Annotated in this window: 20 protein-coding genes and 1 tRNA gene; 4 read left to right on the forward strand and 17 right to left on the reverse strand. The window is 40.7% G+C overall.

Annotation, left to right across the window (positions count from 1 at the left end):
* Nucleotides 1-124: 124 nt before the first annotated feature.
* Entirely contained in the window at nt 125-1096 is a 972-nt protein-coding gene (gene xerA, locus KSK55_RS16110; RefSeq protein WP_218607683.1) for a site-specific tyrosine recombinase/integron integrase, read from the reverse strand.
* Between the two features lie 163 nt (nt 1097-1259).
* Here xerA and KSK55_RS16115 point away from each other — a divergent pair, with 163 nt between their 5' ends.
* Together KSK55_RS16115 and KSK55_RS16120 are read left to right on the forward strand one after the other, a co-directional pair.
* Entirely contained in the window at nt 1260-2015 is a 756-nt protein-coding gene (locus KSK55_RS16115) for a response regulator (RefSeq protein WP_218607684.1), read from the forward strand.
* 52 nt (nt 2016-2067) lie between these two features.
* Nucleotides 2068-4974: a PAS domain S-box protein gene (locus KSK55_RS16120; RefSeq protein WP_218607685.1), complete on the forward strand. Its 2907-nt coding sequence runs from the start codon at nt 2068-2070 to the stop codon at nt 4972-4974.
* 5 nt (nt 4975-4979) lie between these two features.
* Here the strand turns inward: KSK55_RS16120 and KSK55_RS16125 are convergent.
* Nucleotides 4980-5052 (reverse strand) — tRNA-Asp (locus KSK55_RS16125).
* 111 nt (nt 5053-5163) lie between these two features.
* On the opposite strand from KSK55_RS16125, the gene KSK55_RS16130 reads away from it, so the two are divergent.
* Both KSK55_RS16130 and glmM read left to right on the forward strand, forming a co-directional pair.
* Entirely contained in the window at nt 5164-5778 is a 615-nt protein-coding gene (locus KSK55_RS16130; RefSeq protein WP_214421194.1) for a DUF5806 family protein, read from the forward strand.
* Nucleotides 5765-7126, forward strand: coding sequence for a phosphoglucosamine mutase (glmM, locus tag KSK55_RS16135; protein ID WP_218607686.1), 1362 nt, complete (start codon nt 5765-5767; stop codon nt 7124-7126). The genes KSK55_RS16130 and glmM overlap by 14 nt, the downstream gene beginning before the upstream one ends.
* Nucleotides 7127-7308: 182 nt before the next feature.
* On the opposite strand, the gene cas1 is transcribed toward glmM, so the two are convergent.
* The 15 genes from cas1 to KSK55_RS16210 form a co-directional block, all read right to left on the reverse strand.
* The gene (cas1, locus tag KSK55_RS16140; protein ID WP_218607687.1) at nt 7309-8262 is read right to left on the reverse strand and encodes a CRISPR-associated endonuclease Cas1; all 954 of its coding nucleotides are present in this window, start codon (nt 8260-8262) and stop codon (nt 7309-7311) included.
* Nucleotides 8263-8285: 23 nt separating this feature from the next.
* A complete protein-coding gene (locus KSK55_RS16145; RefSeq protein WP_218607688.1) occupies nt 8286-9215 on the reverse strand; it encodes a VOC family protein in 930 nt (309 codons plus the stop codon).
* A 65-nt stretch (nt 9216-9280) separates the two neighbouring features.
* Nucleotides 9281-10507, reverse strand: coding sequence for a phosphoglycerate kinase (locus KSK55_RS16150; RefSeq protein WP_218607689.1), 1227 nt, complete (start codon nt 10505-10507; stop codon nt 9281-9283).
* A 152-nt stretch (nt 10508-10659) separates the two neighbouring features.
* Nucleotides 10660-11898 (reverse strand): ATP-binding protein, encoded by a 1239-nt coding sequence (locus KSK55_RS16155; protein WP_218607690.1) that lies wholly within the window; start codon nt 11896-11898, stop codon nt 10660-10662.
* 786 nt (nt 11899-12684) lie between these two features.
* Nucleotides 12685-17985, reverse strand: a complete 5301-nt coding sequence (locus KSK55_RS16160; protein ID WP_218607691.1) for an alpha/beta fold hydrolase — start codon at nt 17983-17985, stop codon at nt 12685-12687.
* A 220-nt stretch (nt 17986-18205) separates the two neighbouring features.
* On the reverse strand, nt 18206-18334 hold the full coding sequence (locus KSK55_RS16785) for a HepT-like ribonuclease domain-containing protein (protein WP_218608975.1): 129 nt from the start codon (nt 18332-18334) through the stop codon (nt 18206-18208).
* A gap of 6 nt (nt 18335-18340) precedes the next feature.
* Nucleotides 18341-18547, reverse strand: coding sequence for a HepT-like ribonuclease domain-containing protein (locus KSK55_RS16170; RefSeq protein ID WP_218607692.1), 207 nt, complete (start codon nt 18545-18547; stop codon nt 18341-18343).
* On the reverse strand, nt 18534-18815 hold the full coding sequence (locus KSK55_RS16175) for a nucleotidyltransferase family protein (protein WP_256664068.1): 282 nt from the start codon (nt 18813-18815) through the stop codon (nt 18534-18536). Before KSK55_RS16175 ends, KSK55_RS16170 begins: the two co-directional genes overlap by 14 nt.
* 166 nt (nt 18816-18981) lie before the next feature.
* Nucleotides 18982-19200, reverse strand: a complete 219-nt coding sequence (locus KSK55_RS16180; protein ID WP_218607694.1) for a V-type ATP synthase subunit D — start codon at nt 19198-19200, stop codon at nt 18982-18984.
* Nucleotides 19201-19343: 143 nt separating this feature from the next.
* A complete protein-coding gene (locus KSK55_RS16185) occupies nt 19344-19736 on the reverse strand; it encodes a type II toxin-antitoxin system VapC family toxin (protein ID WP_218607695.1) in 393 nt (130 codons plus the stop codon).
* A complete protein-coding gene (locus KSK55_RS16190) occupies nt 19736-19957 on the reverse strand; it encodes an AbrB/MazE/SpoVT family DNA-binding domain-containing protein (RefSeq protein ID WP_214421204.1) in 222 nt (73 codons plus the stop codon). Before KSK55_RS16190 ends, KSK55_RS16185 begins: the two co-directional genes overlap by 1 nt.
* Nucleotides 19958-20117: 160 nt before the next feature.
* Nucleotides 20118-20747: a V-type ATP synthase subunit D gene (locus KSK55_RS16195; protein WP_214421205.1), complete on the reverse strand. Its 630-nt coding sequence runs from the start codon at nt 20745-20747 to the stop codon at nt 20118-20120.
* 6 nt (nt 20748-20753) lie between these two features.
* Entirely contained in the window at nt 20754-22136 is a 1383-nt protein-coding gene (locus KSK55_RS16200; RefSeq protein ID WP_214421206.1) for a V-type ATP synthase subunit B, read from the reverse strand.
* Nucleotides 22137-23885, reverse strand: a complete 1749-nt coding sequence (locus KSK55_RS16205) for an ATP synthase subunit A (RefSeq protein WP_214421207.1) — start codon at nt 23883-23885, stop codon at nt 22137-22139.
* Entirely contained in the window at nt 23876-24178 is a 303-nt protein-coding gene (locus KSK55_RS16210) for a V-type ATP synthase subunit F (RefSeq protein WP_011448207.1), read from the reverse strand. The genes KSK55_RS16205 and KSK55_RS16210 overlap by 10 nt, the downstream gene beginning before the upstream one ends.
* Between the last annotated feature and the right edge of the window lies 1 nt (nt 24179).

Raw genomic sequence — 24179 nt, forward strand, 5'->3', positions numbered from 1 at the left:
CAGTTTATACTCTATTTTATGACAAAATCTGGTTTATTACGGAAAATGAATAGTTCTTTCATTAAGCGTATCACAAGATCACTTCAAAGCTCGCGCTATTTATCTTTCCTGGAAGACATCAGGATTATCCATGTTCATCATAATGATCCGGCTCAGATGATTTTCGCTGATAATTCTCAGTATTTCTTCTTCCCGAAGATGCAAGCGGGAAAAATTCCCGATATACCTGGCGCCGTTCATCAACATCTGTATGCAGATATACTTCTGTGGTCTTGATCGATGCATGGCCGAGATTTTCCTGCACAACACGAAGATTACGGGATCTTCTGTACAATTCACTTGCATAACTGTGTCGGATTTTGTGCGGAGTTATCCCCTGGGGGGCATATTTTTTAAAAATTAACTGAACCGTTCTTGGTGAGATATGTTTTCCTGATTGTCCTGGAAAAAGGGGGCCTGAAAGACGAGTTCCTACGATGTTGGCTATTTCATCCAACGTGTCCTCATCAACAAATACCATACGGACTTTTCCACCCTTACCCATGACACGGATCATCTGGTCATCAAAATCAACATCTTCAACATTCATCGTGCACAGTTCTGATACGCGAACCCCGGTTGCATAAATAATTCTGATCATCAGCCGGTCCCGATCATCAGGAATTGATTGCAGTAAACGCATTACCTGACTGTGTTTTAAGTATTTGAGTTCTTTTTCTTTCACTTTTGGACGATCTACCCGTGGTACAGGGTTTATATCGATGACTTCCTGCATAAGAAGAAACCGGTAAAAGGATGAAAGTGATGATAGGATTCGGTTATATGTTGTAGCATGGTACTGATGATCACGGGAGAGGAATTCAAGGTACCCTGAGATCTCAGATGCAGTGACCAGTACATCTGTATCAAGTCTGAGTAGTTCTTTATGGCTCCACTTTTTTGAGAGGTCACCACGATGCGATCGAGAGAGCCAGATATACTGCCCGAACCGTCTGAGGGTAATGTTGTAACTGCTTAGAGTTTTTTGCGAATAATTCCTCATTTTCAGATATTGGATAAACCGGGGAATCCATTCTGAAAAATACCCATTAATCACTACTATATCGTATATATCTCAATAATTAAAACTATTTCGTAGAATACCTATTCTGCGAAACTTAGATCTCGATATTTCTTTATAGCGACTATTCCAACAATGATATCAGATATATCCCGGTGTCACCCTGCTACCCTGAGAAAAGTGTTGAGGTCAAGCATAAATGCCTGAAAATTCTGTCCTTATAGTCGAGGACGATGAGATAATTACCCGTGTCTTACTATCGATGCTTCGTGACGGGGGGTTTGTCCTTCACACTCCGGTAAATTCCGGTGAACAGGTCATCGAACAGGTAGCTGCTGAAAGGCCTGATATCGTATTGATGGATATTGACCTGCCCGGAGCAATATCCGGAATAGAAGCAGCGACTGAACTTTTTAACATCTTTACAATACCCGTGATATTTGTAACCGGACATGATGAGAGAAAAATATTGGAAAAGGCGATTGGGGCATTGCCATTTGGTTTTCTGATAAAACCAGTAAATCCAAATCTTTTGTACAGCGCCATCAAGGTGAGTACACATCTCTGCGAAAAAATGCGTCAGACAACTGAGGGTAGAAAAGCCGGTCTTACTCCTTCAATGGATGTTCAGATCTCAACTTCCTCTCATCCGATCCTTATCATAAATTCTGGTTTAAAAATAATCTGGATGAATCAGGCTGCAGAAGAATGTATCGGGGAGAGCAGTTCTTCACTCTTTTTAAAAGATGTCCGGGAAGGATTATCATTACGAGGATCTGGTTTAGAAATCTCTCCTGATTTTTTCAGGTCAATAGATGAGTCCAGGGTACAGGTTCCGTTGTGTCCATCTTCAGAAGAAAGGCAATATATAATTACATCCCGACCGATTATGAATATGTTTGGTACGTATTCCGGTTCATTTGTGACGATAACAACACCTTCGCAGCAGGGATAAACCCATACACCCCCACATGTACAGGGGGTAATCCGAAGGGGAGTTTTGTATTATGGATCTTCGGACAAAAGCATTCCTCATTATCGGACTCACCTTGATTTGTGGTATCCTTCTCATTACACTATTTTCATTTTCTCTTTTGAATGAAAGTTATACCAGATTTGAAGAAGATGATGTCACACAAAAAGTGATCCAGGCTCAGAAGGTACTGGAATATGAAAAGGCACAGATCCTCTCCCTGGCTGGTGACTGGTCCAGATGGGATGAATCATACAATTTTGTTCTTGATAGGAATGAAGACTATATTATCCGTAACCTGAACTATGCATCGGTGGAGAATCTGGGCATTGATTTTGCGCTCTTCTTAAAGGATAATTCTTCAGTAAAGTATGGTACGCAAGTCAATAAAACTACTGAATCGATGGAACAACTCTCAAACGAAACGATAGCACAAATACTTGCAATACCTGGCTTCTTTTCTTTTGATTCTATTTTAGATGGTCACTCGGGAATGATTATTTTCCCAAAAGGTCCGGCACTCGTTACTTCAGAGCCAATTATTACCAGTACATACCAAGGACCCGCTGCAGGTATTCTGGTCTTTGGTATGTATTTGTATGAAGAAAAAATTCAGCAACTTTCTGATATATCTGATCTTTCTATACAGGTAACTCCTGTATCTTCACAAAATATTGAACCATATGATTACCCTTCAGTTCAAACAAAAAAGAATATTTATGTTAATCCAATCTCTGAAGATTTAATCCAAGGTTTTACCTACTTGCCAACTCTTGATTCTCAAGGATATCTGGAACTGCTTGTATCTTCACCGCGAAATATTGTAAAGCAGGGGAAAGAGACGATTTTTGCGTATATTATTATTCTCATGGGCCTTGGTCTCTCGATTATTTTTGTCTCACTCCTCACGGTAGACCAACTCGTTCTAAAACGGCTCCATACCTTGATAGAGAACATTAAATCCCGAAACCTGAAACGTGAAAATCTATCCGATATTCTCCTTGACGGCAACGATGAATTTTCAGATCTTGCAAAAGAGATTCATCCGGTATTCATGGAGTTAGGCCGATCAAGAAGAGAGTTAGAAGAACATGTCAGACTCCTTACAGAAAGTGAAAAGAAGTATCGCGAACTAGCAGACTTGCTCCCTGAGTTTGTGTTTGAATCAGATCTGGATGGGAATATCTCATTTATGAATCAGATGGGAATGTCAATTTCAGGGCTTAACCAGAATGTACACCTGTCCGATCTTCATATCCTGCGAATTATTGATGAGGCGGATCATTCCCGGTTCCGTTCGGCCCTTGAAAAGATTAAGACTGGAATTCCTATTAGTGGAGTTGAATATACGGGGGTAAAAAATACAGGTGAGCGCTTTCCCTTGATTATGTACGCATCTCCCATAATGTCTGGTTCGGTGATTACTGGTCTTCGAGGGTTTGCCATTGACATATCTGAGAGAAAAGAGATTGAAACCTCACTTCGGAAATTAGCAAATATTGTCGAGCATACCAGCACCGGGATTGTAACCGGACGAAGTCATGAAGTGGACTATGTTAATTCAGCATATTCGATAATGCATGGTATGGAGCCATCTGATTTGCTGAGAAAAAATCCCTTCATTGTTGTTACTGGATATCCGGAAAAGCAATTTACCCCATATCTGGAGAGTGCACTTCATTCTGGTCATGCAACCTTTGAACTGGATCATATCAGAAAAGATGGAACGCGATTTCCTGTCCTCCATGATCTCACCATTCTTTCCGGAGAAAGTTCTGAAAATGCGATATGGTCTTTGAATGTCCAAAATATTACAGAGCAGCGTCTTGCATGGAAAGCTCTTGTGGAAAGTGAAGCTCTCAGGGAATCTGCAAGACAATTGCGAGACGTTATCTCGCGTCTTCCTGATGCGACATTTGTCATTGATAAAGACGGGTGGGTTATTTTCTGGAATCAGGCGATGGAGGCCCTGACAGGCATTTCTGAATCAGATATCATCGGTCGTGGCAGATATGAATATGCTATCCCTTTTTATGCGGAAAAACGTCCCATGCTCCTGAATGCTGTTCTTAACAAAGAAGGAACTCTGATGGAACATTTCCCGGATGCCAGCAAGTCGGGCGATTCTTTATTCATTGAAGAATCATTTCCTCAAATGGGAAAAGGGGGAAAATTCTTTTCTTCAATGGCAGGGCCGCTCTATGATTCCAGGAAAAATGTGATTGGCGCTATTCAAAGTATGCGTGATATTACTCCACGGATAATGGCTGAAAAAGCGCTCATGCGGACAAATGAAAAACTCAATCTGTTATCCAGCATTACCCGTCATGATATTCGTAACAGGGTGTCTGTAATTCTCGGATTGATTCCTTTGCTCAAAGGAGATGAGAAAGATCCTGAAACTCTTGAGATTATTAGTATTGTGGAAAGTGCAGCAAAGCTCATCCATGATCAGATAGAATTTACCCGGGTATATCAAAACCTCGGTGTTCATTCTCCGGAATGGAAAGATGTTGGAGATCTGGTCTTCAAAGTAACCGATGTAGGTATTCCAGAACGGATACAGATAGAGAATAATCTGTCAGGTCTGTTCGTGTATGCAGATCCTTTACTGGAACGGGTGTTTTATAATTTAGTGGATAATGCCATCCGGCATGGAGGCACGGATCTTTCTGTCATCCGGTTTTACTGGCAACATAGGGATACTTCAATCTGTATTTATTGTCAGGATGATGGCCTTGGAATCCCAGGAGATCTCAAAGAAAAAATATTTGAGCGCGGATATGGGAGTAATACCGGGCTTGGATTATTTTTAGTCAGAGAAATATTGTCAATTACAGGCATCACAATTGTTGAGACTGGACTTGAGGGTAAAGGGGCACGATTTGAGGTAGTTGTGCCTTATGGTGGATATTCGGTAAAAAATCGAAAAGAAGAATGAGAATACGCCCAGATCGGAATTCGAATCCGAGTCGTCGGCGTGACAGGCCGACATGATAGGCCACTACACTATCTGGGCTTTGGGACAACCCCTATACATGTTGTCTGTCTGTTATAAAAAACCCATTGTTTCATTCGACACACGATCTTACCGTGGCCTTATCTGTAAGGCAATTCTAACGGTACTTTGATGTCAACACCATTCCGTTCACGGGATCCTACCAAGTATCACAAGTTCAGGAAGGTTGATGGCGCATCCTATTCTCAGGTAAATCAGTTTCTTCGAAAAAGAACTTTTATCACTGCCAGAGAATGGGCAATATCAAGATTGTGTGCCGATTTTCAGACATCATCCGGTGCAGAGATGACGTACATCGGAAAAAACCTCCCCGAATTGGTTCCGTTTATGACCGGAACATACACCCCTCAGGCAGTAAATCAGGCACGAAGTTCTTTTAAAAAGAAAGTGAGTAAAGCAGGAGCAACATTCCTCTATGGGGCAATGTGCGGGTTTTATACTCCAGAAGAACTTGATGATTTATTGTTTGAAGTAAGTGAAGTAGCCCGGTTCCTCATGGAAATAGAGAGTACCTCTATTGAAGTGGACAATGAAATTGAAGTAGAAGACCGGGTAACTGAAGTAATGCGGCATGTCGCCCTGGCTTCATCACGTCTCCTCAAGATTCGTGAAGAACAGTTACGGGAAAAACAGGAAAAGCGAAAGAAAAAAGACGCAGATACTGATGAGCCAGTAGAAGAGCTCAGTACTCAGCCTGTGAAACCTCAAGAAGATGCATATGACTGAAAAGAAAAAGCAGTTATTTGGGACGAATGGAGTCCGGGGAATCGTTGGTGAACTCATAACTCCTGAACTTGTCATGAAGATTGGAATGGCTGTTGGAACCATGCGTCCTGGTACAATTGCCGTCGGAATGGACACACGGACTTCCGGACCTGCATTAATTAATGCAATGAAGGCAGGACTCATGGCAACCGGCTGTGATGTCATTGACTGTGGTATTCTCCCGACTCCGGCTCTTCAGTACATTGTTATGAATCGGTATGATGCAGGAGTCGTCATTACTGCATCCCATAATCCCGGTGCTTATAATGGGGTTAAGGTTATAGAAAAAGACGGGACTGAAATGGATGATGATGGTTCCATAGAGATAGAAGAACGTGTTTTTTCCTATAATTTTGATCTAAAGGAATGGAAAGATGTTGGAGTAGTAATTCCTGAAGGGGATCTTGTTCAGAAATATGTAAAAGGAGTTGTAAGTAAGGTTCCAACAAATATTGGTGAAGGCATGAAGGTCGTCATAGACCCGGGATGTGGTGCAGCATACCGGACAACGGCTGAGATATTGCAATCTATTGGTTGTCAGGTCTTTACCTTAAATGCGTACCCTGATGGAAATTTCCCGGCCCGGGATCCTGAACCATCCATTGAAGGACTGGCTCCGCTTGCTGATATGGTTGTTGGAACCGGAGCAGCATTTGGTGTTGCCCACGACGGTGATGCGGATCGTGCTGTCTTTATAGATGATAAAGGGCGTTTTGTCGAAGAAAATAAAGAATTTGCACTTATTGCAGAATACATGTGCTCTCAAAGGAAAGGAATTCTGGTTACACCGGTGAGCACATCCAGATTAATAGAAACTGTGGTTTCCCCTTATGGATGCACCGTTGATTATACTGCGGTTGGTAGCATCTATGTCGCACGTCGGATGAGAGCACTTCTTGCCGAAGGTAAACCGGTTTCTTTTGGAGGTGAAGGAAATGGTGGTCTCATTTATCCTGATCATCAGTTCTGCCGGGATGGTGGGATGACTGCTGCGATGATGGTTACTCTTCTTACCTCAAAAAAACAGCCTCTCTCCTCTCTCGTTGATGCACTCCCCCCTTCTATTATGCTTAAGCATAAATTTCATACCGGAAATGCAGAAAAAATTCTCGCTGCAGTGCAAAAAAAATTCTCAAGTGATTCCCTGAATCTGGTCGATGGGATCCGGATAGATAGAAAAGATGCCTGGGCTTTAATTCGACCTTCAGGCACTGAACCTCTGGTCCGGTTGTATGTGGAATCGCCTGAACAAGCCACAGCGAAGGCATTTGAGCAGGAGATATTATCCTGCATATCCTCTTTTATTTAATCCATTTTTATAAATATTGTTTAATAAATTAACGCAAATTAATGCGGTATATTTAAATATTAAACTTTATGATGCTATATATTAGAAGAGGTAAAATAATCTAATAATTATTAAAATAGAATTATTTAGTATGGCATATTTTGATGATGCCACTCAAATGAAAAATAGAACCAAAAATCGAGTTAAAAATGAATTTTCAGGGTAGGTGATCGGAGAATCGTAAATTGGGTTTCTCCCTGTAATGCCTGAAGAAGATTTTGAATCTGTGAATCTATCAGATTTTGTTCAATTGATTCTGAAAAAAGAGTTATTAACTTTGTAATTATTTCCTCATGAAGGATACATCGATCCCGAGTGAGCTCAAACCCTTTGGATGGAAACTCGTCAGATGCGAGAAATTCAATGGCCGGCTTATCAATCATCCCTGGTTTCCAGCAATTCATAAGATCCTGGATGAGGGCCTGGTCTCCTCGATTTAAAAATCCCGAAGATGGATTTAAATGCCCACCTATAACTGCCCGCATACATGCAGAGGATAACATTCCATACCCAAAAGAAAGGATTGCATTAACAGGATCACGATACGGGCGGATTGTTCTTCGTTTAAAGTTATATGTCGGACTAATTATTCTGCTAATGATCTCGTAATACATATCCCGAACCAGTTGATCAATCCGACGAAGTTCATCAATGAGCACCATATTTCCCAGTTCATTTAAATATCCCGATAAAATATCCAGTTCTCCCGAATAGAGAATGTCGGTGCCGAATTTTTCGGTATGTTCTTCGATGGCAAAAATTCTCGATTTCATTGATCCAAAAGCACATGTTAATGCATACGAATACGGTGCTGTCGTCTCCTGAAGATTCTGTATTTCTTTAAATGAAGTATAATCATAGGGGGCAATATATCCTACCGGTTTACCGTCTGATTCACAAAATGAAATAAAAGTTCCCTCTTTCATGAGGGTTGAAATCGTTGAGGTCTGAATAGTATGCCCACCGATTAGCAGGAAATGAGATATATTACGAATAGGGATCTCAGTTACATTCCCTCTATGAGAAATTATGATCTCAGTACGGTTTGATTTTATATGGGCTCCATACCCTCCCACTACTTTCCAGTTTACATTCATTGGCACTCAAAGGTTACGTTAAATTATGACTCTGGGTAGTTCTCAATCCAATATCCGTCTGAATCCTGAAGATATGTAGATCCAGAATTTTCTATCAAATTTTCTGGGTTCATTCGAACATCTGTCTGGATAGAATGTTTCTCCCCTTTTATTGACAGACCAGTTAATGCAAAATGGTCTAATCCATAACCACTAGCCTTGACAGGTGTTCCATCCGGACTGATCAGGCCATATAAAAGAATGAGTCTTCTTCCTGATGAATCAGTAAGCCATATGAATCTTTTTCCTGGAATAGTAGTTTTTGAATCTGATGTAATCGAGAAACCAAGTGTTTTAGTATAATATTGTGCAGACTTTTCCGGATAAGTTGCATGAAGTGTGATAGAATCAATTGATGTGATGCAGGATCCATGAAAAGTATCTTCTGTTCCAGGTTTCAGTTCAATTACCCGTCCGTCTGGATCCTGAACATATATTGAGTGGATAAGATTGTCTTCGGTAAACAGGGTTCCATCATAATTTTGATCACCCCATTGAAATGTGGCTTCTGCTTGGGCAAGATCCCATGCAAGTATTTCTGCATTTACTGATGGTGAAAGAGTACATGAAAATCCAAATATTGTCTTACCATCGACTGATTTCGTCATTCCGGTTTCAGGATATCTTTTTTGAACCAATAAAATATTGTATTTACTTCCTGATGATGCAAGAAGGGCAATATCAGTATACTGATCATGTAAAGCTCGCGGCGAAATTCCCTTAATAATCCCTTTTAATAATCCTTGTCCACCTGAAACCGCTTTTCCTACGAATCGACCGCTCGCTGATAATGTTCCGAGGTTTACTGGACCGAAAACCTCCATCTGCAGTATATTCTGGTAAAAACGAATACTTTGCTCAAGGCTTGTTACCTGTAATGCAATATGGTCAAGTGATATCATATTATTATTCATAGATTAGGTATTCTACTAAGGTGGTCAACAACAGAGAAAAATAAGTTTGCTTTTTTACTTGATAATCAGGCAAACCTTTCAGAACTTTTTTCAAGAGCAGCAATGGCCGGAAGTTTTTTTCCGGTTAAAAATTCGATACAGGCACCACCACCTGTGGATATATGGGTAAATCTAGAATCATATCCCATTTTTTCAATGACCGCAGCTGTATGCCCACCCCCGACGACAGAAAATTCTGCTTCAGCAGCAGCTTTAATTATTTCATAGGTTCCGAATGAGTAATCAGATTCTTCAAATAATCCGGCAGGACCGTTCAGGACTACGGTACGGGATGAGCGGATGAGATCAAGACATGGGATCAATCCTTCAGAGCCGAGATCTAATATCGGGCAATCCGCGGGAATATCCCGAACATGCATTTCAACACGAACGCCATCTTTCTTTATCGCTACATGTTCAGGAACAACGATCTTATCATTAAACTGTGATAAAATTGAACGTGCAATTTCAATCTGTCCGGTATATCCTAATTGCTCAATGAGGTCCATTGATGGTTTTCCAATATCAAAATCTTTGGCAGCGAGGAAGATATTTGCAACCACGCCAACTGCAAGAACATAATCAGCGATACCATTTAAAAGGACATGACGGGCAACATCAATAGAATCGTCAACCTTCGTTCCCCCTAAGATAAATGTCACCGGACGAGGAGCGCCTTGGAATACGCGTGATAGATTTTCAACTTCACGTTCCATTAAAAGGCCGGCAATTGCAGGGAGGACTTCAGGAAGACCGACAATTGTAGGCTGAGATCGGTGAGCGGTTCCGAATGCATCATTGATGAAGATATCTCCCATCCTGGCCAGATTTCTAATCAGCACCGTCTTTGCTGATTCCTCTCCGGATAGTTTGAGGTTTTCTTCAGCATTAAACCGTACATTTTCCAGCATAATGACATCGCCGATGTTTGCCTTTTTTATGGATTCCTGTGCATATGATCCAAAGATATCATCAATAAATCTGACCGGTTTTCCAAGTAATTCTGAAAGCCTCTGAGCATGGGCATACAGGGAGGTAAAATCCTTTTTTCCTGGTCTGCTTTGATGGGTGATGATAACCGTTTTTGCTTTATCAAGTGCCTTTATGGTATAGAGATGTTCCCGAAAGCGCTTGTCATCAAGGATTACTCCTGCCTGAGGATCAATAGGAGAATTAAAATCAACCCTCAGAAGGACCGTTTTTCCAGAAACATCAACATCCGATAATCCCTTAATTTTTGAATATATGCCCATAGATATCTCCGGTTTAGTATCTCTCGGAAAAATCACAGCTTATTTTCAGCTGGAAGTACATAAAATCCTGTCATGATCTGATTTAATTAAATCGATTATTTTGTTTCAGTGTGTGTGATGAAACTGGAAAAAGAGATGAATAGATATTTACATCAAACCTCCCAATTCAACACCCATTTCCACATTGGCATAATCTGAATCACCCCTTCAGAAACCCGAACTGCTCCCTCCTGGCTCATAGTAATTACCATCCCCCAGTCAAGGCCATACTGCTTCATAGCTTCCTGCAAACCATCATATTCCCGCTCCCTGTTCATATCAGTTAATTCTGAGCAGACTTGATACAGAGCATTCACCTTGCCATTCTGGATGATAACAAAATCACATTCCTTAGCAGAAAAATGGTAATAGACATCAAAACCACGGCGTTTTAACTCTGTCAGTACCAGATTCTCAAGGAGTTTTTCATGATCCCCGGAAACCCTGAAGGCCACCTGATTTCTCATGCCGGAATCGACCGCATAGATCTTTTTCCCGGTTCCATACTGTTTCTTCAGGGATGGATCATACCGGTGAACTTCAGTTATCAGATGGGTATCTGTCAGAATATGGATGTAATCCCTGACTGTCATAGGACTTTTCATTCCGAGCAATGAGGCCAGGGATCTGTAATGGACTTCGGTTCCAATGTTTGTGAGAAGAAACCGTGCCAATCTGATAAATCCGGCACCGTCCCTGATATTCCACCTGGCGATACAGTCCTGGTACAGGATCGTTTCATATATACTTCTGGTATGCTCGGCATCCCACATTCTTACGTATTCCGGAAATCCTCCTTCTTCCAGATAACGGTCCAGGTGCGACAGGATGGCAATCTGGTTTTCAGACTCCGTGCTTATCTCTATCGCATGCCAGGTGAGGTACTCGGCAAATGAAAATGGATAGAGCTCAATATTGGCCCAAATCTCCTGTGGTGATTTATCTGAATGAGATGTTATGGTGCCGTGTGAAACAGTGCTGAAAATTTTATACCCAGCATTATGTAATTGTCTGATTGTCTCTCCGCATCCGGGCAGGTTCTGGATTTCATCAAGAAGGAGGATCTTGATTCCTGGTTTTCGTTTTTCCAGAAGAAGTAACCTGGTAGTCAAGTCTGATAATCCATGAAAGCGTATGTCGGCAAGGTTCAGATAATGATAGGCTTGAAAATGAGATGCAATCTGCCGAAGCAGGGTTGTTTTTCCACATCTCCGGACACCGGAAATAGTGATCACCTGGTTATGGTAAAGGTATTTGGAGAGGTTGATGGACCGGGGTGTTCCGGGATCTTTCCGTGCAAATGATTTCACCTGATCCTGAATGATACGATCAAGCTGATGAATAGTAATCATATGTATAATAGTGTTATTTATTTTTTGATAATTTGTATTTTAGTAAAATACGTTAAACGATATTTGTTTTTTGAATATAACTCAATCTTCGTGATGTTGATGTAAGTAAAAATGAGTTCATTATCGAATTTTCGAGATTAGCATATAAATGGGCGTAGTTATCTCGTTTGATTGCCCTACTTCTCTATGGTTACAGAAATTAATAAGAATTGAGGTATCGTATTTTGATTAATTGTAGGGCTATAATATCCGAGTGAATAAAATATGAATATATCTTAAATTTTTGAGATACTGGTGATGGCGAGCATTTGTGGGTTTTCTCACAAGAAATCTAATCTTAAGTATTAAAAAAAATATTGTCTGGATGAATTCATTTAAGTTTAAAAATAAATAAGTAAATCCGATATTTATTAGTAATAGTGGAAAATTACCCGCCTATATCAAACATTGTTTTTTAAAATGCTGGGGTTTATATACAGCAAATCAAGTCATATTCATCTGGACAGAGAGCATCTCTCAAATTTGCGGATTTGCTCTTTTTTTTAAGTAATGTCGATTTTATGGGAATATTAAGTAATTTTAACAAATTTTATGCGGTTTTTAATTCCTCCTTACACCTTCCTTATCTTATTTATTCGATATGGTCTGAAATTGTAGAGCATTTGGGTTTATCCTGGATTTTTCACATTTTAAAAGAGAATTAAGGGTTACACTACTGAATGTGAAATGATTTTCAGTTGTGATGAGCGAAGAGGAAAAATAGCATTAATCCGAAAAAAAAAGAATTTATTCTATTACTCTTATCATCTCATTCATCATACTCGTTCCTCCAGAATTATTGTTATATGCACGTAATGAGACTGAGTAAATTCCTGGACGGGTATATTTGTGTATTGGATTCCTGAATGATGAAGTTTGGCCATCTCCAAATTGCCAATACCACATAGTAGGCTCACCCAATGATTCATCGAAAAACTCAACTCTTAATGGGAGTTTTCCGGTACATGGGGTGGCATTGAACATTACATGAACCTGATGAGGGTTGGCATCACCTACCGTCTGTATAGAGTGATCTGTAGTGATGTTCGTAAAGGTATAAGATTTATTTGCTCCTTTTGATTGTTCGTCAACAATTACATCAAGTAACTCAGCGCCGGGTTTTGATTGGGTAATAAATGTCTGATTCGATTCTTCTGGGTAGGTTTTATTACCGGAAGGATAACTGATTGTCCATTTATCGCTTGTTGAATTGATATAAAATCCGGCTGTTGTAGGTGTTGGTGTTACTGTTGGAGTCGGGTTAACATTAGTTATTGTAAACCCGTTGATCAATGTCCCCATTTGTCCATCCAGATTTGTTACGGTAACATTCCACAAACCCGGTGCTGCATCGGTAATTGGAAGAGTGCAGGTTATATGTGATGGACTGTTAACGGACACAGTATTTGCTATAATCTCTGAATTTCCAGTTCTTGAAAGTTTAACAAGTGCTCCGGTTTGAAAACCACTTCCCTCAAGGTTACGGATATTAATTGGATTGCCATTTACCCCTGAAGATGGTGTTATGCTCGTAATTATGGGTGAGGCAGTTCCAATATTCACAACTTCAAGAGCATTACTGCTATAACTGGCTACATAAGCATAATTTCTGGATACTGCCACACTCCAGGGTTTATCTAGGAGAGCCCCTCTAGTTCCATTTACTATGCTTCCGGCATGGACTGGATTTTCAGGATCGAAAATATCGATGATTTCAAGGGCATCGCTAAATGGACTTGCAATATGTGCATAATTGCCGAAAATATATACACTTATAGGGTTGTATAAAAGAGATCCACCTTCACCATCAGAAATACTTCCTTTATGAATAGGATTTGCGGGATTTTTAATATCAATGATCTCAAGAGCATTGCTACCTGAACTGACAACATAAGCATAATTATTAGAGACAAAGACATATTGAGGATTATTTATTCGGGCCCCTCCTTCTCCATCACTAATGCAGCCTTTATGAACAGGATTAGCTGGATTGGATACATCGATTATTTCAAGGGCATTACTGGACGAACTGGCAACATATGCGTAATTTCCAGATACAAAAACAGAGAATGCACCATTCAGTTTTGCCCCCTCTTCCCCGTCGGTTATACTACTTGAATGGACAGGTTTTTCTGGATTCGAGATATTAACAATTTCTAGGGCGTTACTACCCTTACTTGCTACATATGCATTATTCCCTGAAACATACACGCTATAGGGCTCATTTAATTTTGCTCCTCCTTCTCCATCTTTAATGTAGCCTTTATGGACAGGGTTTGTAGGATTAGAAACATCGATTATTTCAAGGGCATTACTTCCGGTACTTATTACATATGCATAAATTTCAGATATAAAGACATTATATGGATTATCCAGTAGAGCTCCATTCGTTCCATTTACAATAGATCCTGTATGGACTGGATTTTCCGGGATTGAAATATCAATGATTTCCAGGGCATTACTAGAACTGACAACATATGCATAATTGTCTTTCACAAATACCCCATGTGGGCCGAACAGTTTAGCTCCTCCCTGACCGTCAACAATACTCCCTGCATGGACCGGATTTAATGTTCCTGTTTTTGTGATTGTAAATCCGTTGATCAATGTTCCCATTTGTCCATCTGGATTCATTACTGTAACATTCCATAATCCTGGTGATGCTCCGGTTATTGGGATTGTGCAGGTAATTTTGGTTGACGAAGGGTATTGGACATTCGTTGCGGTGATATTTGAATAACCGGAACGTGAAAGATTCACAATTGCACCTGAATGGAAATTATTTCCCGATAAATTTGTAATGGTGGCTGATTCAGAATTGATTCCTGATGAAGGTATTATTTCATTTATTGGAATTAAATCATTTGACGTAATTCCGTTAAGTTTCATTTCTCCATTAAATCCATAAGGTTGTAATCCTATTGGTGATACTGTAACAGTATATTCCCCAACTTCATCAGGATCAATAAAGCATGTGAGATTATTCGAGTCCGATTGATAATAAGCAGTACCTGGAGTTAATTTTATAGATTTTCCAGATTTGTATGTTATGGTAATATTTACTTTTTCTGACAATAGATTTGAATCTTTTAACGAATTAATATCATAATTACCATCTCCAGTACAACAAATTGTGAGCAATGTTGCCCCTATTACTGGGAACCTAAAAACAGTATAGGCATTAGCTGTAATTTTAGCAGTTTCCCATGTTTTTATTATTAAATTCGGTTTTACTCCTGTTGGTTCATTTGGGAGAATATTTGTAGATGACTTTAGCGGGTTTTGATAATAACCTACAACGTGATTGATGGTTTCCTGTTGATGACAGATTTTTTGATGGTTGTAAGAAGATGCTTCCTCATGGTCCCAATATATTCCCATTATTGGTAATGTATCAAATTGTTCTCCTACGTTATGGAAATATGATTGTGTGTTTGCAACAATTCCATCTCCAAGAAATGTCCATGAATAGGCATCATTTATTTTTTGTCTGGTCACAGCAAAAAGTAAATTATTAAAAAAAATCGAAGCATCCGGATTATATCCTACAATTACACGATATATTGTATTTTTATTTAGTTGATTCTTATTTATATTATTATTTAGTTCCTTTACTGTTTCACTATTTGTAGATAATTGGGTTAAAGCTGAACCAGGGTCAAATATACCAATAAGGTTTAAAATGGCCCGAAAAATAAATAATCCATCTTCATCATCTGCTAAGGCCGAACCTCCTGTGACTGGGGCAATGCCTATCCATTGCCTGACATTTGCATCTCCATTCTCGAGATTTTCCATTTCCCATCGACTTACCAATGCCCCCATTGAATGGCAAATAATATCAATAGGACCATAATAATGTATTTCATCTCTTTTATTTTCAATAAATGCTTTAAACTGATGTGCAATTACTCTTGGGTCACCCCTATTATTATCTGAATAATCAAAAGCCCAAGTTTCAATTCCTTCTTTATTTAATCTCTTAATCATTTCAGTCCAACAAGAAGGGTCACTATTAAAGCCATGAACCAAAACAACCGGTGTTTTACTAAAATTCGCTTCAATAGTATGATCTGTTTTTACTTTAGTAAAGGTAAATGGCGATGTGTTATTTGCAAATTTCCCATCTATTGTAAAATTGGCAGTTTGATAACTTTTATCCGGGATAAAAGTAAAGGTTACATTCTCACCATGCTCTACGTAGACGCTTCCAGATGGTTCGATTTTTCCACCATCCCCAGCAGATGCTTCAATGATATGAGATGAAGTATTTACTTTAACAAGTGGAGCAGTATCATATACACCTAAAGAAACCTCATAAGGTGTTGTTGTATACCCTTTGGGATTAGGTGGCTGGAGGTCTGACCATCCTTTTCCCTTTGGGATGCTCCAATAATTTCCAGCAATATAAGGGCCACCCATGATGTTTGTTCCGGGTAGTGGACCTGCGGGATTCGTCCAATTGGATAGGTCATTATTACTAAAAATATCGGTATTGACTTCATTACCAAAGTAATTGTTATAGATCAATCCGTCCGTTATCCCATCCAAAAATATACCACTTTTTTCATTACCAGTTATGTTATTACCTACAATATTAGGAAAACCACCATTAATATAAAGACCACAATTACGATTATCAGAGATATTATTGCCTATAATATTAATAGAATCGCCGTCATGATAACCACCATAGATTCCATAAAAATTATTACGAGTAATATTGTTATTCTGAAGTGTAGAATTAAATCCTACATTCGTCCCAACCTCATTATTTTTTATTTTATTATTTTTTATCGATGTTTTTACTCCGCCATCACTTATACCATTAAAATTATCAAAGACATTATTTGCAATTACACTTACATTGCTAACAATAGTGCCTCCATAATAATCCGTTATAACAATGCCATAATCACTATTGTAAATAGTATTATTATCCACTATAGAATTTGATCCAAATACATTGATAGCAAAATTAGTTTCATAGTTCGAATTATCATGTAAAATATTATCTGAAATCAATGAATTAGGACCTGAAGAGACTATCCCATTGTAAGTAGAATTTGTTACTGTATTTCCAAATATTTTTGCATGAGCACCCGATGATCTAATGCTAAAGTCCCATCCACCGCTAACAGTGTTTTCGGAAATTGTTGAATCATTACCCCCTGAATAAATCGGATATGTAAATCCAGCGATTAATTTATTCCTTGAAATTGATGCATTATTACCTCCAGATAATATCCCATAATTATACATTCCTTCAAAAAAATTATAGAATATTGAATCATTTTCAGCTCTGGACATCAAACCACAAATCTCAGGATAAACGTTATTGTTTAATATTTTATTATTTTTACCTTCCGATATTATTCCATAACCTCCATTTATCGAACCAAAGTTTTTTACAACAACATTAGATGTATTTTTATCTATTTCGATTCCAGTTTTAGCAGTAATTTTTTTGTCATTACCATCAAGTATAACGTCTGAAGCATCTATACTAATTCCGGAGAAATAGGAGTTAAATCCTTCACCTAAAATATAAGATCCAGGCAGATAAATTGAGTAAGAAATCAATGAATCAACTGCACATTTTTCTGGATCCTCGGGATCAGCAAAGCATGAACATGTATATCCGTAGCCACCGTAAACCAGAGGTTTAAGAATTATTGAACCGACACTTGTATTAATTTCATCAGAGGATAACAATATATTTGAGGATTTTGTGCGATTTTGTATTGTTGGATCTTTTCTATCCCTTTTTATGGGAGAAAAATTAGTATTTGATGAGAAATTTGTAAAATTTTTGTAATCTCTCTCCAATATTTCCGATAAATCAGGATCAGGGATTTTTTCGGGCCTAATCTCGTTTATATGATTTAATATTTTTTCGTAAGAATACTGCTCATGTTCCAAAGTCGAGTTATTAAAGATAGACGCAGTTACAATTGAAATCCCTTGACTGCATACTAGAAGGATTATCAGTATTATCCACCATATTTTCCGAATCGTATAAAAATAATATATTAAACTTAACTGCATTGATACCCCACCATCCAATATTAATTATTAATTATATTCTCACCTCCCGAAAACATTTGTCACATCCGGCGTAAAATTTCCCAACTTCTCCGGAATAATTTTCCCCAGATAACTTAAAGGTATCTCCGGAAAGGGTAATATCACTATCAGAAGTTAGTTGAGCGGATTAGGGTTTAGTTTGTGTTACACCTTACCTAAACTGATAACATATGAAAAGTAATTAATCCTTTTGAATTATTACAGAAACCTGTTCTTTGAATTTTGGAATTTGCTCATGTATAATGATCCATAATGTATCTGTGTCAACTCCAAAATATCTATGAATTACGATGTTCCTTACTCCGACAATTTTCGACTAGGGTATTTCTGGATATTTTTTGCGAATTTCAAGTGGTATTTGAGATACTGCCTCTCCAATTATCTCAACGTTTCTGACAACAGCATCAATTGTCTTTTGATCTCCTAAAAAACCTTCTTTCGAGTATTGACCTATATAAGCGGATATCCTGTTTGATGCTTCAATTATGTCATCAAATATTAGTATAATATCACGCTTTGACATATACTGCATCCTCTAAAATTTGTGAGTAGAGCCGTTTTCGCTGCACGACTCCCGCTTTTAAAATGAGATCAACCTTTATACCCAGAAGTTTTTCTAATTCATCCCTGAGATCCACGACTTCCCAACCTATTGGTTTTGTAAAATCAACCATTATATCCAAGTCGCTTTCTTCTGTCTGTTCGCCTCTGGCAAATGAACCAATGATACTGATCTCGTTGATATTGTATTTTTCCTGAAGGGATTGGTAATTTTTGTTTAATAATGCCACGATTCTTTTAAGTTCTTCCTTTCGATCAATGTTTTTTTCTGTGTTTTCATAGAAATAATTGGAATTCATGAGATTCAACAATGCTAGGTGTTTAGTGTTTAGGTTATATGATTTTGAAAGACTTTAATTGCTACCCCAAACTTGTAATAAGTCTATATATACTATGTCATGAGGTGCGGATCATCAAATTTACGTTATTTTCTCGCTCCATCTCATCAAGCAGATATTTCAACGTGATCTCCATCTCTGTGGTTATAATGATAGTCTCAACCGAATCTTCAAAGGCTGCTGCTGTATCATCGATTACCGGGGTGTTACCGATAACTCTGTATCCACGGTCTGCTATATCTTTTCTGACTGTGTTCGATTCAATCTCCGGAACCATAAATTCATGATTTTTTAAATCTTGAGGGTGATATCCGGGTTTTCCCAGACAGAAAATGCAGCTGCCTTCACACCAATTGAACCTTTAATCACATTCAACGTGTATCCCCCATGGTGGGATACCATGCTCACTTCATTAGATTTTTATGGATATCCGATTCGCTGGATATTCATCTGGTCAAAGTGTTTATCCCCTGATAATACCGTAAGATTGTGAACCTGTGCCGTAGCTCCAATACATGCATCTGCCAATGAAACACCTGGTTTTTTAATCATCCCTGCCACAAGGGAGATGCTCTCATCAAAAGGGAGAGTCTTCATTCTGGAATTTAATATTTGCCCTATTCTTTGTTCTGCGATAGTATGTCCCTCTTGCAGAATGTACAAATACATAATTTCCGTGAGTACAACTGTTGGAATAAACCCTGAACATTCGTTATCATCAACTGCTCTCATATATTCTCTTACAATTTCCCATCCTGGTTGTCGTTCGAAAAGTGTGATGAATGCATGTGTGTCGAAAAGAAGATCTGGCATTAAATGTCCCCTTCTTCCTCTCTCATCTCCTGAAGTTTCTGTAATAATCCCTTCCCCTCATCGATCCCGGAGAGGTCAGAGAGACGGACCAAAGGCCTGATACGTATTCCATCTGCATCATCCGTGAGTATAATCGTTGAACCTCCTTCGAGATTCCATTTCTTTCGGAATGCTGCAGGTATGACTATCTGTCCCTTTTCCGATATTTTCACAAGTGTCATACGTTTCAGAATTTATCTCCCTTATTGGTGATAATTATTACCTCCAGGTGTAACAATAAAATCAGAATGGGAGAGGCGTACATTGATACTAAAATAGAGTTCGAAATAAAGTCTATATCACGGAATAAACGAAGAGCGAATCAAAAACGTTTAAAAAAAATTATGCGGTAGATCTGGCCTTGATCTTTTTGAGCCTGAATAACTCTTCACGCTCCATTTCATCAAGCCGCATCTTAATAAAGTCACGAGCCTCGGAGAGTTCTGGTATAACCTTGAACTCCAGAGCATTGACACGCCGCTTGGTAGATTCTATCTCATCAAGCAGACGTTTCATCGTGGTCTCTATCTCTGCACTTTTAATGATAGCCTCAACAAGATCTTCAAAGGCTGCTGCAGTATCATCGATAACCGGGGTGGTACCGATAACTCCGTAACCACGGTCTGCAATTCCTTTTCTAACTTTGGTTGATTCAATCTCCGGAACCACAACACCCATGATATTTTTGCTCTTGAGGGTGATATCCGGGTTTTCCCGGACAGAAAATGCGGCTGCTTTCACACCAATTGAACCCTCAATAGTGTTTGCGATAGCCATCATCTCCTGTGCACGGGCATATTTCTCAAGCAGAGCACCTCTGGAGTCCTTTGCCTCCTCAAGCACTTTGAAGAACTCCATAATGAGTCCATCGCGCTTCATTTTGAGGATCTTATAACCGTTCTGGGAGAGCTTGATCTTCTTTTTGATGTTGATCAACTCAGACCGTGTCGGCTTGACATCTTTCAGTGCCATGGAGGCTCACTCTGCCTTCTTGCGGTATTTTGGATGATACTTCTGGATAAGTTCACGGTCAATACGCACAAGCTGTTCTTCCGGAATGTCTTTGAGCAGGTCCCATCCAAGATCAAGTGACTCGTCGATGGTACGGTCTTCAGATTTACCCTGTCTGACAAACCGGTTCTCGAACATCTCCGCAAATTCCAGGAATCCCCGGTCACGCTCTGAAAGTGCATCCTTACCGACGATTGCCACCAGTCCACGAAGATCAACACCTTCTGCATATCCTGCATAGAGCTGGTCAGAGACCTTCTTGTGGTCTTCACGGGTGAAACCTTTTCCGATACCAAGGTTCATCAGACGTGAAAGTGATGGCAGAACGTTGATCGGTGGGTAGATACCCTTTCGGTGAAGATCACGGTTGACCACGATCTGGCCTTCGGTAATGTACCCGGACAGATCAGGGATTGGGTGGGTGATATCGTCACCAGGCATAGTCAGGATGGACAGCTGGGTAACTGAACCTTTTTTGCCCTTGATAATACCTGCACGTTCGTACAGGGATGCAAGGTCGGTGTACATGTAACCCGGATATCCACGACGTCCTGGCACTTCTTCACGGGCTGCACCGATCTGACGGAGTGCTTCACAGTAGTTGGTCATATCGGTCAGGATAACCAGCACGTGGTAGTCCAGCTCGAATGCCAGGTATTCTGCAGTTGTCAGAGCAAGCCGTGGGGTGATGATACGCTCGACAGCCGGATCATCTGCAAGGTTGAGGAACACCACTGCATGTTCAAGTGCACCGGTTCTCTCGAACTCGGCCATGAACTGGTTTTCTTCTTCCTTGGTAATACCCATTGCAGCAAACACGACTGCGAACTGTTCATCAGATCCCGGAACTTTTGCCTGACGGGCGATCTGTAGTGCAATCTCGTTGTGTGGCAGACCAGATCCAGAGAAGATTGGAAGTTTCTGTCCACGAACAAGGGTGTTTGTCAGATCAATGGTAGAGATACCGGTCTGGATAAACTGGCGTGGAGACCCACGTGCCCAGGGATTGATTGCCGCACCAGTGATCTCAAGACGCTTCTCCGGAACGATGTCAGGACCGCCGTCTTTTGGCTTTCCTGCACCGGAGAGGATACGTCCGAGCATATCCTTCCCGACGGGCATCTTGATGGTCTCTCCGGTAAACCGGACACCAGTATCCTTACCGATACCGGTTGTGGTCTCGAACACCTGAACGACGACGATATCGTCAGAGGTATCAAGGACCTGACCACGCTTTTCTGATCCATCTGCAAGGACGAGATTGACGAGTTCCTGGTATCCCACAGGTTCAGTCTTCTCGACAAAGACCAGAGGACCTGCAACCTGTGTGATAGTTCTGTACTCCTTCATCTAAGCCGCCTCCCGGAGTTTGGTAAACTCGGATTCCATTGCCTTGACAATCTTCTCGATTTCAGGCTTGTATTCCTTGACATACTTGATCTGTGGAAGGTCGTTCTTTGCCTTCAGACCGGTGATCTGAGAGGTGATGACTCCTGCCTTCAGAGCTGCATATGCCTGGTCAGAATAGAATCTGATTGCCTTGAGGATGTCAAATTGCTTGCCCATGTCACAATAGGTATCAACCGGGTCGAATGCGTTCTGCTGCAGGAAGATCTCACGAAGCATACGGGCAACTTCGATGGTGACCTGTTCCTCATCAGGCAGTGCATCTGAACCGACGAGCTGCACGATTTCCTGCAGTTCGGCTTCTTTCTGAAGAACTTCCATTGCCCAGGTACGAAGCGGGTTCCATTCAGGGGAGACCTTCTCGTCATAGTACTGGCTCAGGGTGTCCAGGTATAGGGAATATGAGTTCAGCCAGTTGATAGCCGGGAAGTGACGCCGCTGTGAGAGCTTTGCATCCAGAGCCCAGAAACACTTGACGATACGCAGGGTGTTCTGAGTAACCGGCTCGGAAAAGTCTCCACCAGGTGGTGAAACCGCACCGATAACGGTGACTGAACCAAAGTCCTTGTTCAGGGTGTTGACACGACCTGCACGCTCGTAAAATTCAGACAGACGGGCTGCAAGGTATGCCGGATATCCTTCCTCACCAGGCATCTCTTCAAGACGGGATGAGATTTCACGCATGGCTTCTGCCCACCGGGAGGTGGAATCTGCCATCAGGGAAACGTCGTAACCCATGTCACGGAAGTATTCTGCGATGGTAATACCGGTGTACACAGATGCTTCACGAGCAGCTACCGGCATGTTTGAGGTGTTGGCGATAAGAACGGTACGTTCCATGAGCGGACGTCCGGTCTTCGGGTCTTCGAGTTCCGGAAATTCTGTCAGAACTTCAGTCATCTCGTTTCCACGCTCTCCACACCCGATGTATACGACGATCTCGGCATCAGACCACTTTGCAAGTGCCTGCTGGGTAACCGTCTTTCCTGATCCGAATGGTCCTGGAATTGCTGCCGTTCCACCTTTTGCAACCGGAAACAGACCGTCAAGAATACGCTGACCGGTGATGAGCGGAATGTCCGGGTTAAGTTTTTCAGTAACCGGACGTGGCATACGGACCGGCCACTTGTGCATCATGGCGATCTCTGCCCCGTTGTCAAGGGTACAGACGATCTCATCGATGGTAAAGGAACCGCTCTTAATCTCCTTGATCTTACCTGCATCACAGTATGGAGGGATCATTACCTTGTGAACGATGTTGGTCTCCTGAACTTCTCCGATGATAGTTCCGGGAGTAACCATGTCGCCTGCTTTTTTGACCGGCTTGAACTCCCACTTCTTATCATGGGAGAGACCGGGAGCAGTAACTCCACGCTCGATGAAATTTCCCATCTTCTCAACCAGCACTTCGAGCGGACGCTGAATACCGTCGTAAATACTGGTCAGAAGTCCTGGTCCCAGCTCAACAGAGAGCGAGAGACCGGTGTTCTCTACCGGTTCACCCGGCTTGATGCCTGAGGTATCCTCATAGACCTGGATGATGATATCCTCACCCTTGATCTTGATGACCTCACCCATCAGCTGCTCATCCCCGACCTTCACCACATCATACATGTGTGCGTCGAGATTGACTGCAGTGACGACAGGTCCTGCAATTCTCTTTAAAACCCCTTTGGTTCGTTTTACTTCCACAGATCAACACCCACTGATCGTTTAATTCTCTCACGCATTGACAGACCGCCTTCCTCCTCACCAAGTGTGATAACTGTCGGGTGAACTGAGTTTTCGAGGGTAGTGCGGAGTCGTACTGGAATCTTTGCCATATCACTGCTGTTGAGAACAAGAATTCCGATCTTACCATCATCAAGAACCTTGTGGACATACTCAACAACTTTTTCATCAGATTCTGCCGCGTATGTTTTTGTAATTCCGGCAAGCCTGAACCCGAGGATGAATTCACTATTACCGATTACCGCGATCTCCATG

The sequence above is a fragment of the Methanospirillum hungatei genome, from assembly GCF_019263745.1.
GTDB lineage: Archaea > Halobacteriota > Methanomicrobia > Methanomicrobiales > Methanospirillaceae > Methanospirillum > Methanospirillum purgamenti.